The sequence below is a fragment of the Anaeromassilibacillus sp. SJQ-5 genome (assembly GCF_054108045.1).
In genome coordinates, this window is the sequence record NZ_JBPJWQ010000001.1 from 1,185,456 (window position 1) to 1,203,221 (window position 17,766).

A 17,766-nucleotide genomic window follows, 5' to 3' on the forward strand; every position below is an offset into this window, starting at 1 on the left:
TTACAGCTGCAACACCCTCGAAAGGAAGAATAAAACCCATGACGAAACCTTTAGCGATTGCCATTGATGGCCCGGCCGGCGCCGGAAAAAGCACCATAGCCCGCATTCTGGCCAAGGAACTGGCGTTTATTTATGTGGATACCGGCGCGTTGTACCGCACGGTGGGATACTGCGCTCTTACGGCGGGGGCCGACCCTTCCAGGGCGGAGCAGGTAGCGCCGCTTTTGAAAGATTTGCAGCTGGAGCTCCGCTATGTGGATGGGGTACAGCGGGTGTTTGCCAACGGCGAGGATGTTAGTGAACGGATTCGCACGCCCGAGGTTTCCATGGCGGCTTCGGCGGTGTCGGCGCTGCCGGAGGTGCGAGCTTTCCTGCTCCAGCTGCAGAGGGATACAGCCGTCAGCCAGAACGTCATTATGGATGGCCGGGATATCGGCACGGTGGTACTGCCAAAGGCGGGGTTGAAAGTTTTCCTGACGGCTTCGCCGGAAGACAGGGCCACACGGCGGTATATGGAGCTGAAGGAAAAGGGTGTCGCTACGACCTTTGAGGAGGTACTGGCGGACATGATTAAGCGGGATTATGACGACAGTCATCGCGAGGCGGCGCCCCTGAAGCCGGCCGACGACGCCATCCTAGTGGATACGACTGGGAATACGCTCGAGCAGTCGGTGGAGGTTCTGAAAAAACTAGCGCTGGAGGCAATCGGATGAAAGAGCGTATGAACTTCGGAAAATTTCTGATTCGGCTCTGTACGCCCTTGGCACATTTGATTTTTCCCTTCAAAACGCTGGGACGGGAGCATATTCCGCCGGCTTCCGATACGGATCGCATCGTGTTGATATGCAACCATATTTCCGAAATTGATCCGGTTTTTCTGGAAATGGGGCAGAGGCGTCATATTTATTTCATGGCTAAGGAAGAGCTGTTTCACAGCCGCTTTAACAACTGGTTCTTCGGCAAACAGCTGGGGGCTTTTCCCGTCAGGCGCGGGAAAGGGGACAGCGGGGCGATCGACACGGCCAGGGATGTGGTGGAATCGGGACGAATCATGGGCATATTCCCGGAAGGAACCCGTTCAAAGGACGGGAAGCTGGGGCGCTTTAAATCTGGCGCCGCTCTTATCGTATCCCAGACTGGGGCGAACGTTCTGCCCGTTTGCATTGTCACAAAAAATCAGCATCTGCGGCCTTTCCATAGAACGAAGATTGTGTTCGGCCCCCTAATTACCTCGGAAGAACTACATTTGGATAATAAGGATCAGCCGGATCTCCGGTATGCCACCCGGATGATGAGCGAGCGGATCGGGCGTATGATCGAGGAGAACCAATGAAAGCTGCAAACATACGCTTGGCCAAAACAGCGGGTTTCTGTTTTGGGGTCAACAAAGCGGTCAACATGGTGAGGGACCTTCTGGATGAGGGAAGGCAGGTATGTACACTCGGACCGATTATTCATAATCCGCAGGTGGTGGAGGAGCTGACGGAGCGCGGCGTCCGGATTGTCGAGGTGCCGGAGGAGGTGCCCGCCGGCTGTGTTCTGGTCATCCGCTCCCATGGAGTGGCGCAGGAGATTTATGACAAAGCGCGGGAACTAGGCCTGGACCTCTGCGACGCAACCTGTCCGTTTGTTGCGAAAATCCACCGTATTGTCGCGGAGAAATCGGCGAATGGCTACACGGTGCTGATCGCCGGGGACGAGGGACATCCGGAGGTGATGGGGATTCGCGGACATTGCAGCGGCCCTTCGTTTGTTTTTTCAAGCGCTCAAGATTTAGAAGAGTGGATAAAAACCGACGAATTCGGTGGAGAAAAACAAGTGATAATGGTGGCGCAAACCACCTTTAATATGAATGTTTGGGAAAAGTGTTCGGAAATCGCAAAAAACCACTATACAAATCTTCTGATTTTTGATACAATATGTAATGCGACTGCCGAACGACAAAATGAGGCGGTTATTTTGTCGCAGGAATGCGACAAAATGGTGATTGTCGGCGGGCGCCAGAGTTCCAATACCGCCAAGCTGCGCGATGTCTGTTCGGAAAATTGTCCTACCTTGCTGATAGAGTCGGCCGAAGAACTGGACAAGCGGCAATTTATCGGCGCACGGGCCATTGGGATTACTGCGGGGGCGTCTACGCCCGCCGGTATTATAAAGGAGGTACTTTCAACCATGTCTGAGATCGTGAACAACAACGAAGTCCAGGAAACCGAAGTGACGGAGACCACCGAAACTCCGGAAGCCAATGCGGCGGCAGAAGCTGTCGAAGAAGCCGCACCTGCCAAGTCCTTTGAGGAAATGAGTTTTGAGGAGGCGCTGGAGGCATCTCTTCAAAGTTTAAGTACAGATGAAAGAGTACGCGGCATTGTCGTGGGCATCGCCCCCAACGAAGTGCAGGTGGAAGTGGTCGGCCGCAAGCAGGCGGGTTATATTCCTGTGGACGAGCTGTCCGCTAATCCGAACGTCAACCCCGAGGAACTGGTCAAAGTGGGCGATGAGTTGGAACTGCTCATCATGCGCACCAACGATCAGGAGGGCACGATTATGCTCTCCAAGAAGCGCGTTGATACCCTGAAGGGCTGGGATAAGGTCGTTGAGGCGGAAGCGAACGGCGATATCCTGGACGGTGTCATCACCGACGTTATCAAGGGCGGCGTTCTGGCCGTAACTAATGGCGTGCGCGTTTTCATCCCGGCTTCCCACGCTTCCGTGACCCGGATGGAGGATCTCTCCCCGCTGCTCAAGCAGGAGGTTCGCTTTAAGATTATCGAGGTGAACACCAGTCGCCGCCGTGCGGTAGGTTCCATCCGCCTGGTGGCGAAAGAGGAGCGCAAGGCGAAGGAAGCCGCTTTCTGGGAGCAGGCGGAAGTCGGCCAGCGGTATACCGGTGTCGTTAAGTCACTGACGTCCTATGGCGCGTTTGTGGATTTGGGCGGCGTGGACGGTATGGTGCATATTTCCGAACTGTCCTGGGCCCGCATCAAGCATCCTTCCGAAGTGGTAAACGTCGGCGACACCGTGGATGTGTATATCCGGGATCTGGACACCGAGAAGCACAAGATTTCCCTCGGCTACCGCAAGGCGGAAGACAATCCGTGGGAGATTTTCAAAGCCAATTACCCGATTGGTTCCGTAGTGACCGCCAAAGTGGTGGGGATGACCACCTTCGGCGCCTTTGCCCAAATCATTCCGGGGATCGACGGCCTCATCCACATTTCTCAGATTGCGGATCGCCGCATCGAGAAGCCTCAGGATGAGTTGAAAATCGGCCAGGAAGTCCGGGTGAAGATCACCAACATCGACTATGACAGCAAGCGTATCAGCTTGTCTATTCGTGCCTTGCTGGAAGATGGCGAAGAGGAGGCGGCGACCATTGCGGATGCCTCCGACGATGAAACCCCTGCGGCTGAAGAAGCTGCCGAGGAAACCTCTGCCGAATAATCAGTAGCAATAAAAAGGAACCGGACGCTTTTAGGCGTCCGGTTCCTTTTTATTGCTTTATACCGCATTGACAACATCCGTCATGGAATAAAACCCGGCGGGACGGCCGTGAAGGAAGAGGGCGGCGTTCAGTGCCCCGACCGCGAAAATCTCCTTGGACATGGCAGCGTGGCTAAGCGTCAACACCTCGTCCCGGCCGGCGAAAATCACATCGTGCTCTCCCACGATGGTGCCGCCGCGAATGGCGGAAATGCCAATTTCAGTCTTATCTCTTTTTTTGCGCACGGAATGCCGTTCATATACGAACTCCGGATGGTAATCCACACCGTCGGAGGCGGCCTGCGCCAGCATTAAGGCCGTACCGGAAGGAGCGTCCAGCTTCTGATTATGATGCTTTTCCAGAATTTCAATATCGAAATCGTTGCCCAAAACAGCGGCGGCTTTACGAACCAATTCCATCAGCAGGTTGATCCCCAGAGACATATTGGCGCTGAAAAACACCGGAATAACCGAGGCGGCCGTTTTGATTTCCTCGACTTGTTCATTGGACAGGCCTGTCGTGGCGATAACCGCGGGAATCCGATGTTCCTGCGCATAGGCCAGAACTCCGGCCAACGCAGAGGGGTGAGAGAAATCAATGAGTACGTCCGCCTCGGCGTTGCAGTTGGCAGGATTGGCGTAAACAGGATAGCCAGCATGGCTTTCCGTGTTGATATCAAAACCGGCTACAATCGTACAGTCGCAGCGGCTCTCCACGCAGGAGGTAATGACTCGGCCCATTTTGCCGTTGCAGCCGCTTAGAATTAAGCGCGTCATAGTTAGCACATCCTTTCTTATGCAAACGCCCGTCGGTTGTCCGGCGGGCGTTCAGTAAGGCCGTATCAGGCCATCAAATGATATTTCCGCAGAACCGCCGCCAAAGCTTCCCGCGCGGCATCGTCCATGCCGCACAGCGGCAACCGGCAACCGCCGACCTGCATGCCCATCAGATTCATGGCTTCCTTAATGGGGATGGGATTGACGTCGGTAAACAGGGCATTGGCCAGCTCCAGATACTGAAGCTGCAAATCCCGGCTTCCCTGCACATCGCCGGCAAACCATTTGGCGCAAATATCGTGAGTCGGGCGGGGGAGAATATTGGACAGCACCGAAATCACACCCTTACCGCCCAAGGACAGCAGGGGAACGATTTGATCATCGTTGCCCGAGTACATATCGATATCGCACAGGGCGGCAACCTGCGCCGCGGCGGAGATGTTGCCGTTAGCCTCCTTGACGCCGACGATACGGGGGTGCTTTGCCAGCTCCGCAATGGTTTTCGGTTTCATTTCCACCCCGGTGCGGGATGGAACATTGTAAAGAATAATCGGCAGGTTGACGGCGTCGGCAATGGCGGTGTAGTGCAGAATCAGCCCTTTTTGGGACGCCTTGTTGTAATACGGCGTGACCAGGAGAAGCCCGTCGGCTCCCAAGGCCTCCGCCTCTTTGGACAACTCGATGCAGTAGGCGGTGTCGTTGGAGCCCGTCCCGGATATAACAGGCACCCGGCCAGCCGCCTGCTCCACTGCCGTGCGCATGACGGCGATATGCTCCTCGTGTCCAAGGGTAGAGGATTCGCCGGTGGTGCCGCAGGTGATGATGGCGTCGGTGCCATTTTCAATCTGCCAGTCGATAAGCTCCCGGTATTTTTCGTAATTGACGCTGCCGTCTGGATTCATGGGAGTGACGATCGCCACTCCGGCCCCGGTAAAAATGGTCGTTTTGCTCACAGTCAAACGCCTCCTTATCAAAATCAGGCCATATACCCTTCTGCACACAGCAGTTCGGCAAGCAGAACGGCGCCGCCCGCTGCACCGCGCAGCGTGTTATGGGACAAGCCGACAAATTTGTAGTCATACTGCGTATCCTCGCGCAGACGCCCCAGTGAGATGGCCATACCGCCTTCCAAATCCCGGTGCAGGCGGGTTTGAGGCATGTTGTCCTCCTCAAAATAGTGGAGGAACTGCTTGGGAGCGCTGGGAAGCTCCAGCTCCTGCGGCCGGCCGCGGAAGGATTTCCAGGCCGTGAGAATCTCTTCCTTGGAGGGCTTACGGTCAAAGCTGCAATACACAGCGGCAAAATGTCCGTTGGAAACCGGCACACGCAGGCACTGCGCCGTGAAAGCCGGAGACGTGGCGGGGACAATCGCACCATTTTGTATCTTGCCCCAAATTTTCAAGGGCTCTTGTTCCGACTTCTCCTCTTCGCCACCGATATACGGAATCATATTGTCCACCATTTCCGGCCAGCTGGCAAAGGTCTTTCCGGCGCCGGAAATGGCCTGATAGGTACAAACCAGCGCCTTGCTGACTCCCCAGCTGGAAAGCGGGAAGAGGGCTGGAACATAGCTTTGCAGTGAACAGTTGGATTTGACGGAAATAAACCCGCGGGAGGTGCCCAGGCGTTTACGCTGAAACGGGATGATTTCCGCATGCTCAGGATTCAATTCCGGAATGATCATGGGGACATCCGGTGTGCCGCGATGGGCGCTGTTGTTGGATACCACCGGGCATTCCGCCTTGGCATAAGCCTCTTCCAGCGCCTTGATTTCTGCTTTGGGCATGTCGACGGCGCAAAAAACAAAATCCACGTCTTTCGCCACGTCCTCCACCTTGGAAGCGTCCCGGATAACCATATCCTTCATGGCAGCAGGCATGGGAACATCCATGGCCCAACGGCTGCCCACCGCTTCCTCATAAGTTTTCCCTGCGGAACGAGGACTGGCGGCCAGCACCTTCACACGAAACCAAGGATGGTTTTCGAGCAGGGTGGCAAATCGCTGCCCTACCATGCCTGTGGCGCCCACAATGCCGACGTTGTACGTTTTCATTCGCTTGCATCCTTTCCGAATAAGGGAACGCCGCCGAGAGGCTGCGCGCACCCATATTTCCTAAAAAGAGTAATAAAAAAACCGGTTGAAAACCGGCTGTCATCGACGTATAATAGAAAGCGTTGACCTGAGGGGCAATTCCTCAAGCGAATAGCACTCCACCATAGTGTATGATGACAGCCGCACAGTTATTCACCCTGCAGCCAGGCGGTCGTCCTGCCGTGGGACTTCCTCCTTCGGCGTTGATTCCTTTCTGCTGTGATCGTTGGCGCGGCGCCTCACACAGCCTACTGATAATCGAACGCTCCTCTATTCCGGTATATTCAACATAGGTATTTTTTATCATTGTAGCATTCGTACTCGGGAATGTCAATTGGAATCTGTCCTCCGACAGGAAATTCAGCAACTCATAAAATTTGCAGCAGAAAGACGTGGAATGGATTATGCAACGCCATGAATTTTATTACGACCTGCCTCAGGAGCTTATCGCACAGGAACCGGCGGAGCCCCGGGATCATTCTCGGATGCTGGTGATGGATAAGGACACAGGCGAATTGGTAGACACCCAGTTTTATCATGTCCTCGAGTATTTGCGGCCGGGCGACTGTTTAATACTCAATGACAGCCGGGTTTTGCCGGCTAGGCTCTACGGACAGCGGAAGGAAACCGGCGCCGCGGTGGAGCTGCTGCTGCTCAGCCCGAAGGGAAACGACGTTTGGGAGGTGCTGGCCGGTCCGGGGCGTAAGGCGAAGCCGGGCAATGTGCTGACCTTTGGCGGCGGTCTATTGGAGGCAGAGGTTCTGGAAGTGGTAGAGGACGGAAACCGCCTGGTCAAGTTCCACTACGACGGGAATTTCTACAATCTATTGGAGAATATCGGACAAATGCCCCTGCCGCATTACATTACCAAACGGTTGGAGGACAAGGAGCGTTATCAAACGGTATATTCCCGGGAATTGGGGTCCGCTGCCGCGCCCACGGCAGGGCTGCATTTTACGCCGGAGCTGCTGCAGGCTATCCGGAATAAAGGCGTCGAGGTGGCTTTTGTAACTCTGCACGTGGGGCTCGGAACCTTTCGTCCTGTAAAAGAGGAAAATATCACGGACCACAAAATGCATGCGGAGCATTATGAACTCTCCGCCGCCACGGCCGATGTCATCAACCGGACGCGCGAAAGCGGGGGGCGGGTCATCGCCGTAGGCACCACCAGCTGCCGGACATTGGAGAGCGTGGGTTTAACGGACGGGAAAATACGGCCGGCGGAAGGGTGGACGGATATTTTCATCTATCCAGGGTATTCCTTTCAAGTGCTAGATGGACTGTTGACTAATTTTCATCTGCCAGAAAGTACGCTGATCATGCTGGTCAGCGCCTTTGCGGGCTACGAGAACACCATGGCTGCTTATCGGCATGCTGTCCAGGAACGTTATCGGTTTTTCAGCTTCGGAGATGCCATGCTGATCCTATAATCTGCAACAAAAGCTAGAAGGCCCCGGAAGTAAAAACTTCCGGGGCCTTCTTATAAAACTCATTAAAATCAGCTACTTATTCACTTGTCTTCGTGACGTTCCTGTTAAAACGATCAAGCAGCAGAGCGGCGATAATGCCAACCGCCAGACAGAGCACATTGACGACACATTGCCCAACGGAGATGGCAAAGCTTTGAAATGGAATGATCATGGCTGTTGCCGCAATTACAATGCCGATAATGGCATGAAAAGCCAAGGAGTAATACCGTTCAAACAGAGCGTTGACGGCTTTCGCCAAAAGAATGACTGTAATCAGTGCCCCTAAGCCGCCGGGGAGCAAAACCCCCATGTTTAAATGGCCGATACCATCCACAAAGGGCGTATAAAGTCCCAGCGGCATCAACAGGGTGGAAAAGCTCATACCCGGAGCAATGACGCTCAAAGCCAGGCAGAAACCACAGAAAAGATACCAGGCGAAGTTGGGGGTAATTTGCACAGAAGAAAACTGCAGGCCAAGCAGTAGGGCGAACACAGCAACCATGGCAATGCCCATGGAGATGAAAGAGCCCTGGCTTCTTCCCTTTTCACCGGCTTCACGAAACAGGGAGGGCATCATGCCGACAATGAGCCCCACGAACAAACAGACTGAAGGCGCCGGATATTTCTCCAGGAAAAACGACAGCAAATTGGCTATCCCCATAAACCCCACGCCCAAGCCAACGATGACCGGAAGCAGCTTCGGCACATGGGTTTTAAAATTTTTAAGCGGATGAGAAAGGAGCTCCATAATTGGCTTGTAAATACCGAATACAACGCAGAGTACACCGCCTGAGATACCAGGAAGAACCGCCCCCAGACCGATAACGGCTCCCTGAATGACACGGAACAAAACGCGCAAGATGGACGACACGCTTTTGACGGAATCCTTTTCCATAATGAATCCTCTCTTTACATGAGTTACAAAAACACATGTCTATTATATCGTGCTTTTGGCGTCGGTCAACCCCAAATGGTTTTTCTTAAGAACTGGAGTCGGAGGTTACAGCTTTTTTCAACCCATTTTCTTGGATTTTCCTTGCCAATTTTTATTCATTGTATCAGTGATTCTACCTTTGTTATGATAGTGGCGGACATCGAGTATTTGCAAAGGGTGATGGTATATGAATAGATGGAGATATGTTGCCTTTTGGGCAATCATAGGAATGTTTATTCCCACATTTATGATGGGCTGCGGCGCGGAACTGGCCGCGACGACTCCCTCTCCGGAAAACACGACCACGATTACAGAAAATTCGCCCACAACAGCGGAAAGCGAATCGAGCGCCAGCTCCACGCAACCGAGTCAAAGTATCTCCCAGCAGACTTCGCAACAAATTGGTCAGGAGTCAACGTCCTTCAGCAAGCAGTCCTCTACCACCGCGGCGACTTCAAAGAGCACCGTCTCAACCAACCGAAAACCTACCGCTACTTCTAAGCCGCCGGCAGCTGTAGCGCCCTCCAAGAGCTTAATGGTAGGCTACTACACCGGCTGGTCCGCGGGAACCGGTTATACGCCGGATAAAATACCGGCAAATAAGCTGACACATATTCCGTATGCTTTTGCTAAGATCGATCCGAAGACGCTGACGATTACTTTGGCCGATCCGGTTACAGACCGGCGCAACTTTGAAAAGTTGCGTCAGCTAAAAACAAAACATCCCCATTTGAAAACGCTTATTTCCGTTGGCGGATGGGATTATTCCAGATACTTTTCCGATGCCGCTGCCACCGCGAACAGCCGAAAAGCCTTTGCGCAAAGCTGCGTGGCTTTTATTCGGGAACATGGATTTGACGGCGTGGATTTGGATTGGGAATATCCCGTGTCCGGCGGAATGGCAGGAAATCATAATCGACCGCAGGACAAACAGAATTTTACTCTTTTACTTCAGACCTTGCGGGAACAACTGGACGCGCAGGGAAGAAAAGATGGGAAATCCTATCTGCTTACTATTGCGGGGGCGGTTTCCTCCAGCTATTTAGATCGCATCGAGCTGACCCGTATTCTTCCGCTGGTCGATTATATTTTTCTTATGAGCTACGATATGCACGGCCCTTGGGACACATTCGCTGACTTTAACGCTCCGCTATACACGCCCTCCGGCAGCACGCCGCACTATCAAAACAGCGTAAACGATGCGATCCATCTATATCTGCGCCGGGGAGCTAGCGCGTCCAAGCTGGTGCTGGGCATGCCGTTTTATGGGTACAAATACCAGGGGGTTTCAAAGGAAGGTAATGGCCTTTACAGCCGCTTTTCGTCCGCCTCGTCTCTGGGGTATGCGCAATTGGTCAAGGGATATATTGATAAAGCGGGATATTCCCGGTTTGAACACAAGGAAACAGGCGTCCCTTATCTATATGGCAACAACACCTTTATCTCATATGACGATCCGGCTTCCATTGCTGCCAAGGTTCGCTTGGCCCGCCAGAAGGGGCTGGCGGGGGTAGGCGCTTGGTCCCTGCCTCATGACAGCGGCGGTGATCTGCTGGACAGCGCGTATCGCGCTCTGCAAAACTAGCGACTGTAAAACACTTGACAGGAATATAACAAAACTCTACAATAGAAAGGAAACGATTGGCAAAGGCGGGGAGTGGGGGAGATGGCAAATCCGGTTGTGGGGCGTTTCGCGCCGACACCAAGCGGTCGTATGCATCTCGGCAACCTGCTTTGCGCCATGCTGGCTTGGCTGTCCGCCCGTTCACAAGGCGGACAGTTTCTTTTGCGGGTGGAGGATTTAGATAAGGCGCGCTCTCCGCAGAAGTATGCCAATCAGCTGGAGGCTGATCTTCGCTTTCTGGGCTTTGACTGGGACGCGGGAGGAAGCTGGGGCGGGCCGCATGCCCCCTATTATCAAAGCGAACGAACCACTTTTTATCAAGAGCTTTTGGACAAGCTGCAAAGCCGCGGACTGATATACCCCTGCTTTTGCACCCGTGCTCAGCTGCACGCCGCCACAGCCCCGCACGCGTCGGACGGCGAGCCGGTATACGATGGACGCTGCCGGCACCTTTCGGCAGAAACGGTTGCAGAACAGATGAAATCACGAACGCCCGCTCTGCGGCTGCGGGTGCCCGACGAGACGGTTTCTTTTTCAGACGGCCATTACGGCCTGTGCCGGCAGCATCTGGCCGCTGAGTGCGGCGATATCATTGTTAGACGAGCCGACGGCGTATTCGCCTACCAGCTGGCTGTGGTGGCGGACGACGCCGCTATGGGAGTTACCCAGGTAGTACGGGGGCGGGACTTACTGCTTTCCACACCGCGGCAGCTGTATCTGTTTCGATTGCTGGGCGCGCCGCCGCCCTCGTATTTCCACCTTCCGCTTTTGTTGACTTCCGACGGCAGGCGGCTATCCAAAAGAGATCGGGATTTGGATTTGGACGCGCTGCGGACAAGGGGCTATGGCGCGGAGGATATCGTGGGACGGCTGGCCTATACAGCGGGATTGCTGTCGCAGCCCCAGGCCATGAGCCTGCGGGAAGTGCTGCCGCTGTTTTCCTGGGATAAAATCCCCTTGGACGACATTCGCCTGCCGGAGAAACTGTTTCAATAAGGCAAATGGGAAGGGAACATCACATGCATATTCAGAAAACCGACGGCCGTGCCCGGCTGGGCACGTTTGAAACCCCGCACGGCGTTATTCAGACGCCGGCTTTTATGAATGTCGCCACCTGCGGCGCTATTAAGGGGGCGGTATCCGCCTTCGACTTGAAGGAATTGAAATGCCAGGTGCAGCTGTGCAACACCTATCATCTGCACGTTCGACCGGGAGACGAATTGGTCAGGGAGCTGGGGGGACTACATCGGTTTACCGGCTGGGACGGACCGATATTGACCGACAGCGGGGGCTTTCAGGTCTTTTCCCTGGCCAAGCTGCGGCGGATTAAAGAAGAGGGCGTGCATTTTGCTTCCCATGTGGACGGGCGCAAGCTGTTCATCGGGCCGGAGGAAAGCATGCGGATTCAATCGCATTTGGGCTCCACCATCGCCATGGCTTTTGACGAATGCGTAGAAAATCCAGCTGCTTATACGTATGCCAAGGATTCCTGCGCCCGCACCACCCGTTGGCTGCGGCGCTGCCGGAATGAAATGCAGCATTTGAATAGTCTGCCGGATACGCTTAATCCCCATCAGATGCTGTTTGGCATCAACCAGGGCTGCACGTATGAGGACCTGCGAGTGGCCCATATGCAGGAAATTGCCGCCATGGGTTTGGACGGCTACGCCATCGGCGGATTGGCCGTGGGGGAACCCGCCGCCGACATGTATCGGATCATCGAGGCCGTCGAACCTCATATGCCGGCGGACAAGCCGCGGTATCTCATGGGGGTGGGCACCCCGGAAAACATATTGGAAGGCGTTTTCCGGGGCGTGGATCTGTTTGACTGCGTCATGCCGGCTCGTAACGCCCGCCATGGCCACGTTTTCACCTGGAGCGGCCATCGAAATATGCTCAATCAGAAATACGAACGGGATATGGCGCCGCTTGACGAAGAATGCGATTGTCCCACTTGCCGCCGTCATTCCCGCGCGTATATCCGCCATCTGTTCAAGGCGGATGAAATGCTGGCCATGCGGCTGTGCGTAATGCATAATCTTTACTTTTACAACACCTTGATGGAACGGATTCGAGACAGCCTGCAGCAGGGAAAATTCAACGAACTGTACAGGAAATTGATCGGTGTGTTGGACAAGCGGATATAATTTGTAAATTTTTTTCATTTTACTTGCTAACTCTGGAAAAACTCGTTATAATAGAAAAGATTTTTAGGAGGTGCTGTATTTGAATTTGCACGCTATACTGGCGGCCGGTCAAGCGGCCACGACGACCGCTCAGGAGCAGTCTGCTGGGAACTCGGCTCTGCTGATGCTGATCCAGTTCGGACCGATTGTTTTGATTGTAGTGCTGATGTACTTCATTATGATACGTCCGCAGCGCAAAAAGCAAAAAGAAGAGCAGAAGATGCGTAATAACATGCGCGTCGGTGACGAAATCACCACCATTGGCGGCATCTGCGGCCGTGTTCTTAATATTAAGGAAGATTCTCTTGTTATTGAGACCGGCGCGGATCGCAACAAAATGACCATTAAAAAGTGGGCCATTCAGACCGTCGATACGATCCACGATCCGAACGACATCGTGGATGATGACGATGACGATGATGATGACGACGATTGATTAACGCCTGTCGCGTATCTTAAGGAGGAATGCAGGGGTTTCCCGGCTTTTCCGGCCTTACGGTCATAAATATTTTCTTCGCCACATATGCATGTACCATATGGTGATGAATATGGCGGAGGGGATAGATATGAAATCTCGCAGCGAGGATACAGCCATGGTGAAAAAAATATTGCGTCCGGTCTTGGTAGGCGCCTGTATGGGGGCCGTCGTCTGCCTGCTTTTGCTGCTGCTGATGGCGGCTGTCATTGCGGCGGTGGATGTTCCCAAGGCGGCCATAACACCTTTGGCTGTTGTCGCTTCAGCGGTTGGCGCTTTTGTCGGCGGTATCGTTGCCGCGAAAATTGCCAAGGAAAAGGGCTTGCTTTTCGGCGCCGCCTGCGGACTGATTCTTTTTGTGTTGGTGTTGGTTGCGGGATTTGCGGTGCTGAAAGAGGTGCGCGGTTCTTTTGCGGTCGCTAAGCTGTTCATTCTCATTGGCTGCGGTGCGATCGGCGGCATTCTGGGCGTGAACTCACGCAAACATTAGGAATTTTAATTTGGAGGAGAGATTTCCATGAAACACATTCAAACCATCAACAAAAAAAATCTGAAGGATACTGCGGCCAAGGGCGGCTGCGGCGAGTGCCAGGCTTCCTGCCAATCGGCGTGCAAAACTTCCTGCACCGTTGCCAATCAGAAGTGTGAGAAGTAAACCTGCACCAGTTCAGATTTCAGCAGGGCGGAGGATATCCGCCCTGTTTCGCTGTATAAAGAGAGGCAATAGAATGATACATAGATTTAAAAACAATGGATATTATATCCTGCTGGACGTGCACAGCGGTGCCGTCCATGTGGTGGATGAACTAGCATATCGGATAGCCGGTTTTCTTTCCGCGGACATGACGGCGGATTGTCCGGCCACCGTTTACGACGGCTTGGACGCGGACTATCCCAAAGACGACATTCGGGAGACGTACGAGGAGCTGTATCAGCTATATACCGACGGCCTGCTGTTCAGCCCGGACGATTATGAGCAGTTTGCTGATAGGATGGTCTCTTCTCCGCTGAAGGCCATGTGTCTGCATGTTTCCCACGACTGCAACCTGCGCTGCCGCTACTGTTTTGCGGGGCAGGGGGGATACGGCGGCACGCCAAAAGTCATGAGTCTGGAAGTGGCTAAAGCCGCCATTGATTTTTTGATTGACAAATCCGTCGGGCGGCGCAATTTAGAACTGGATTTCTTCGGCGGCGAGCCTCTGATGAATTTCGATGTGGTCAAAGAAACCGTTGCTTATGCCCGCAGCCTGGAGAAAAAGCACGGCAAGGTGTTCCGCTTTACCATGACGACCAACGGGGTGCTGCTCACGGACGAGATCGCGGACTTCCTTAACCGTGAGATGAATAACGTGGTCTTATCTCTGGACGGCCGTCCAGAAGTCAATGACGCTATGCGTCCGAATGCGGGCGGCAAGGGAAGCTACGCCGGCATAGTGCCGAAATACCAGCGTTTTGTGGCTAAGCGGGGGGATAAGGATTATTATGTCCGGGGAACCTTCACCAAGGAAAACCTGGATTTTACCGAAGACGTGCTGCATATGGCGTCCCTCGGTTTTGATCAGATATCTGTGGAACCGGTAGTCAGTGACCCGTCCCTGCCCTTTTCCATCCGGGAAGAGGATCTGCCACGTGTGTTCGAGGAATATGATAAGCTGGCCAAAGTGATTCTGGAAAAGAAAAAAGCCGGCCACTGCTTTAATTTCTTTCACTTTATGCTGGATTTGGATCAAGGCCCCTGCGCCATCAAGCGGCTGCGCGGCTGCGGCTGCGGCAACGAATATGCGGCGGTGGATCCGGATGGCGGCGTATTCCCCTGCCACCAGTTCGTGGGCCAGCCGGAATGGCAGATGGGGAATGTTCTGACCGGCGAATATGACCTGGAACAAAAGGCTCGTTTCGCAAAGGCAACGGTTTATCAAAAAGAAAGCTGCCGTTCCTGCTGGGCGAAATTCTATTGTTCAGGCGGCTGCAACGCGAACAATCTGCAATATGCCGGAGACATCCTTCGCGCGCATACGCTTTCCTGTGAATTGGAGAAAAAGCGATTGGAATGCGCTTTGATGATTAAGGCGGCCTTGGGGACTGCGGAGGTCATGGAGGCAGCGCAGGCCGTTGCCTGCGAATAGCATCGACAAAAAACGGCAAGATTTTTCCAAATGCCGTCCTGTTCATATTTTCTTCTTTCCCTGCATAGTATTTTGTGATATGATGGTGGGAGGAATTACATATGAACCGGACAACCCATAGCACCCCCGGCCTGACCCTGCAGGAATTCTTTGAACAGAACCGTCGTCTGCTGATATTTCTGGCTGTGTTTCTGGCGGGGGTATTGGGCGGCGTTCTGATATTTACGGTTTCGCACGCCTCTATGGAGCATGAGCTGTCTCTTATGCTGGATATCCCCGCGATTCAAGGGGGCTTTCAGGGGGGCATGTCGGTTCTGTTTTCTTCTTGCTTTCTGACGTTTGTTCTGCTGCTGGCGCTGTTTCTGGCCGGTTTGTCCACATATGGAGCACCGGTCACGGTGCTGGTTCCCATCTTTTTCGGTCTGGGAGTGGGGCTGACTGAAGCCTATTACTACGGAGCCGGCCGGCCGGGCATTTTGTTTGTGGCGCTGTTGGTCGTACCGCGCACCTTGATTGCGGCCACCGCGCTGCTTATGGGCTGTTCCGAATCTCTGCGGATGTCTCTTTTGCTCAGCGGCCAGCTGCTTCCCAACGCGCATTGCGGTGGCTTGTGGCTGGATTTCCGGCTTTACTGTGTACGGTTTCTGGTCTTTTTCGGTCTGGCTTTTGCCGCGGGTGTGGTGGATGTATGTCTGCGGCTGGCGTGTTATTCCTGGTTTACCTGAATCGTTGCCGCTGTCAGCGGCAGGAATTTTCAAGCACAAGGAGTTTGATAGCAGTGGCGGGATTTTTCGGCTTGTTTGACTACAGCAAGGAAGGACCGGGCATTGACAAAAATGCCCCGAAGAAAAAAGGCTTTATTGTCTTTTTTGAAATTTTCTTTCGCAAATTCTGGAAGCTTATCTGCGTCAATCTCTTATATGTTCTGATTTCCCTGCCGGTTCTTACCATGGGCTTGGCGGAAGCGGGTATGACGTATATCACCCGGAATTTTGCCCGAGAGAAACACGCTTTCGTTTCCGGCGACTTCTTTGACACTATCAAGAAGAATTGGAAACAGGCGCTGCCTTACGGCATAATCAACGTCATACTCAGCGTGCTGATTGCCTTTGATATCTGGTTCTTCAACGCCAACGCGGCCGCGGAAGAAGCCGGGATTATTCAGTATATCCTGCTGGCCGTCATTTTCATGGTCTTTATCGTCTTCTCGTTCATGAAATATTATATTCCCATGATGATCATCACCTTCAAGCTTTCCCTTAAGCAGGTGTTTAAAAACAGCCTGATTTTTGCTTTTGCCGGCCTTAAACGGAATCTGCTTATTTCCCTGGTGCTTATCCTCTGCTATGCCGTGGGTTTCCTTCTGATTTGGGGGCTTGGCTATATCGGGATTACCATCGTTCTTTTCCTGTACATTCTGATTTTTCCGGCATTCCGTTCGTTGCTGATTCAATATAATGTATTTCCCCTTATTAAGAAACACATGATCGATCCTTACTATAAGGAGCATCCCGGTGAGGATAAAGACGCCAAACGGGCGTTGAACATCGAGGACGAAGAAGATACAGCCGACGAGGAAGCGCCAGTGTTCCAGGATACCGGCCGTACTGTGAAGGACGAAGAGGAAGAGGGGGCTGGCGAGAAGAAACCGGCCCGCGTTTTGCCTAAGCAGTACAATGAGCAGGAGTTGAAACGCGGCAGGCGGATTTACAAGAAAGACGCGCGTCCGGATGACGATGACGATACCATCTGAATGGAAAACGAAAAGCCCATCTGCTTTTCTGCGATGTTCTTAACGGAGAATAGAGGACAGTATGTAACCGGAAGACAAAATGCCTTCCGGTTACTGCTTTTTATGCGGCTTTTGCTGTGGGGTTGGTGAGGACTTCTACGGCAGGCATTCCGCTTTGCTTGGGAAGCTGGAACGCATAGTGGATAATAATCAGTAATCGAGATTTTGTATCCATTCGGAAACTTCTGTTTCCGATACCCCGGAAGAAAATCTCTTGCCTTCAAGCCAGTTGCCGGTTCCTGCCGCTTCCTTGAGCAACTTTCCGCTATCGCCTAAACCGGAGCTTGCCGATGTGCAGAAAGGGATTACTGTCTTTGCTGTAAAATCATTTGCTTCAATAAAACCGTTAACAGGCCATGCAGCAATTCCCCACCAAATAGGGTAACCTATGAACACGGTATCGTATTTATCGAAGTTGTCAACCGTTACGGTTGTCAGGGCAACCTTTCTTTCCGCGGGGTGCTCGTATTCATAAACAACACGGCTGTTTTCATCGTTCCAATTCAAATCCTCACGGCTGTAAGGCTTTACAGGTACAAGTTCGAACAGATCGCCACCTGTCACAGAAGCAATATGTTCGGCGGCTTTTTTGGTATTTTCTGTTGCAGAGTAGTAAACAACTAATGTTTTTTTGCCAGAAGCTTCATTTGAAGGCATTTCCGCCTCAGCATTTCCGCTGCCTGATTGCAGGTTTTCCAAAGTCCCGGATTGGCCGCCGGAGTGATCCGCGTTTTGACTGCCACAGGCAGTAAGAGATACTATAAGCAAAATGCTCATAATGATTGAAAATAATTTTTTCATAGTAAGTTTT

Annotated in this window: 18 protein-coding genes and 1 riboswitch; of the genes, 13 read left to right on the forward strand and 5 right to left on the reverse strand. The window is 53.1% G+C overall.

Annotation, left to right across the window (positions count from 1 at the left end):
• Positions 1–38: 38 nt before the first annotated feature.
• Genes cmk through ACSAMM_RS05020 form a run of 3 tightly spaced genes read left to right on the forward strand, consistent with a single transcriptional unit; the run spans position 39 to position 3,441 of the window.
• A complete protein-coding gene (cmk, locus tag ACSAMM_RS05010) occupies positions 39–713 on the forward strand; it encodes a (d)CMP kinase (protein WP_178723956.1) in 675 nt (224 codons plus the stop codon).
• Positions 710–1,333: a lysophospholipid acyltransferase family protein gene (locus ACSAMM_RS05015; protein ID WP_457790190.1), complete on the forward strand. Its 624-nt coding sequence runs from the start codon at positions 710–712 to the stop codon at positions 1,331–1,333. The genes cmk and ACSAMM_RS05015 overlap by 4 nt, the downstream gene beginning before the upstream one ends.
• On the forward strand, positions 1,330–3,441 hold the full coding sequence (locus tag ACSAMM_RS05020) for a bifunctional 4-hydroxy-3-methylbut-2-enyl diphosphate reductase/30S ribosomal protein S1 (RefSeq protein WP_457790192.1): 2,112 nt from the start codon (positions 1,330–1,332) through the stop codon (positions 3,439–3,441). Before ACSAMM_RS05015 ends, ACSAMM_RS05020 begins: the two co-directional genes overlap by 4 nt.
• A 57-nt stretch (positions 3,442–3,498) precedes the next feature.
• Here the strand turns inward: ACSAMM_RS05020 and dapB are convergent, their stop codons facing one another.
• The 3 genes from dapB to asd form a co-directional block, all read right to left on the reverse strand.
• On the reverse strand, positions 3,499–4,257 hold the full coding sequence (gene dapB, locus ACSAMM_RS05025; RefSeq protein ID WP_178724596.1) for a 4-hydroxy-tetrahydrodipicolinate reductase: 759 nt from the start codon (positions 4,255–4,257) through the stop codon (positions 3,499–3,501).
• 65 nt (positions 4,258–4,322) lie between these two features.
• Entirely contained in the window at positions 4,323–5,159 is an 837-nt protein-coding gene (dapA, locus tag ACSAMM_RS05030; protein WP_457792149.1) for a 4-hydroxy-tetrahydrodipicolinate synthase, read from the reverse strand.
• Between the two features lie 74 nt (positions 5,160–5,233).
• Positions 5,234–6,310, reverse strand: a complete 1,077-nt coding sequence (gene asd, locus ACSAMM_RS05035) for an aspartate-semialdehyde dehydrogenase (RefSeq protein ID WP_457790194.1) — start codon at positions 6,308–6,310, stop codon at positions 5,234–5,236.
• 143 nt (positions 6,311–6,453) lie between these two features.
• Positions 6,454–6,630: riboswitch (Lysine riboswitch) on the reverse strand.
• Between the two features lie 123 nt (positions 6,631–6,753).
• Here asd and queA point away from each other — a divergent pair.
• Positions 6,754–7,779: a tRNA preQ1(34) S-adenosylmethionine ribosyltransferase-isomerase QueA gene (gene queA / locus ACSAMM_RS05040; protein WP_178724592.1), complete on the forward strand. Its 1,026-nt coding sequence runs from the start codon at positions 6,754–6,756 to the stop codon at positions 7,777–7,779.
• 76 nt (positions 7,780–7,855) lie between these two features.
• Here queA and ACSAMM_RS05045 read toward each other — a convergent pair whose 3' ends face one another.
• Positions 7,856–8,713: a DUF368 domain-containing protein gene (locus ACSAMM_RS05045; protein ID WP_457790196.1), complete on the reverse strand. Its 858-nt coding sequence runs from the start codon at positions 8,711–8,713 to the stop codon at positions 7,856–7,858.
• Between the two features lie 226 nt (positions 8,714–8,939).
• Between ACSAMM_RS05045 and ACSAMM_RS05050 the strand changes: the two genes are divergently transcribed.
• From ACSAMM_RS05050 to ACSAMM_RS05090, 9 genes are all read left to right on the forward strand, one after another.
• Complete coding sequence (locus tag ACSAMM_RS05050) at positions 8,940–10,337, forward strand: glycoside hydrolase family 18 protein (protein WP_457790198.1); 1,398 nt, start codon at positions 8,940–8,942, stop codon at positions 10,335–10,337.
• Between the two features lie 81 nt (positions 10,338–10,418).
• On the forward strand, positions 10,419–11,372 hold the full coding sequence (gene gluQRS, locus ACSAMM_RS05055; protein WP_457790200.1) for a tRNA glutamyl-Q(34) synthetase GluQRS: 954 nt from the start codon (positions 10,419–10,421) through the stop codon (positions 11,370–11,372).
• 23 nt (positions 11,373–11,395) lie between these two features.
• The gene (tgt, locus tag ACSAMM_RS05060; protein ID WP_457790201.1) at positions 11,396–12,523 is read left to right on the forward strand and encodes a tRNA guanosine(34) transglycosylase Tgt; all 1,128 of its coding nucleotides are present in this window, start codon (positions 11,396–11,398) and stop codon (positions 12,521–12,523) included.
• A 79-nt stretch (positions 12,524–12,602) separates the two neighbouring features.
• On the forward strand, positions 12,603–12,998 hold the full coding sequence (gene yajC / locus ACSAMM_RS05065; RefSeq protein ID WP_457790203.1) for a preprotein translocase subunit YajC: 396 nt from the start codon (positions 12,603–12,605) through the stop codon (positions 12,996–12,998).
• Positions 12,999–13,128: 130 nt separating this feature from the next.
• The gene (locus tag ACSAMM_RS05070; RefSeq protein ID WP_457790205.1) at positions 13,129–13,527 is read left to right on the forward strand and encodes a TIGR04086 family membrane protein; all 399 of its coding nucleotides are present in this window, start codon (positions 13,129–13,131) and stop codon (positions 13,525–13,527) included.
• Between the two features lie 27 nt (positions 13,528–13,554).
• Positions 13,555–13,692, forward strand: a complete 138-nt coding sequence (gene scfA / locus ACSAMM_RS05075; protein WP_457790207.1) for a six-cysteine ranthipeptide SCIFF — start codon at positions 13,555–13,557, stop codon at positions 13,690–13,692.
• Between the two features lie 73 nt (positions 13,693–13,765).
• Positions 13,766–15,163 (forward strand): thioether cross-link-forming SCIFF peptide maturase, encoded by a 1,398-nt coding sequence (gene scfB / locus ACSAMM_RS05080; protein ID WP_457790208.1) that lies wholly within the window; start codon positions 13,766–13,768, stop codon positions 15,161–15,163.
• Positions 15,164–15,264: 101 nt separating this feature from the next.
• On the forward strand, positions 15,265–15,888 hold the full coding sequence (locus ACSAMM_RS05085) for a hypothetical protein (RefSeq protein ID WP_457790210.1): 624 nt from the start codon (positions 15,265–15,267) through the stop codon (positions 15,886–15,888).
• Complete coding sequence (locus ACSAMM_RS05090) at positions 15,774–16,916, forward strand: YesL family protein (RefSeq protein WP_457790212.1); 1,143 nt, start codon at positions 15,774–15,776, stop codon at positions 16,914–16,916. The genes ACSAMM_RS05085 and ACSAMM_RS05090 overlap by 115 nt, the downstream gene beginning before the upstream one ends.
• 189 nt (positions 16,917–17,105) lie before the next feature.
• Here ACSAMM_RS05090 and ACSAMM_RS05095 read toward each other — a convergent pair whose 3' ends face one another.
• Complete coding sequence (locus ACSAMM_RS05095) at positions 17,106–17,756, reverse strand: flavodoxin (protein WP_457790213.1); 651 nt, start codon at positions 17,754–17,756, stop codon at positions 17,106–17,108.
• Positions 17,757–17,766: the final 10 nt, after the last annotated feature.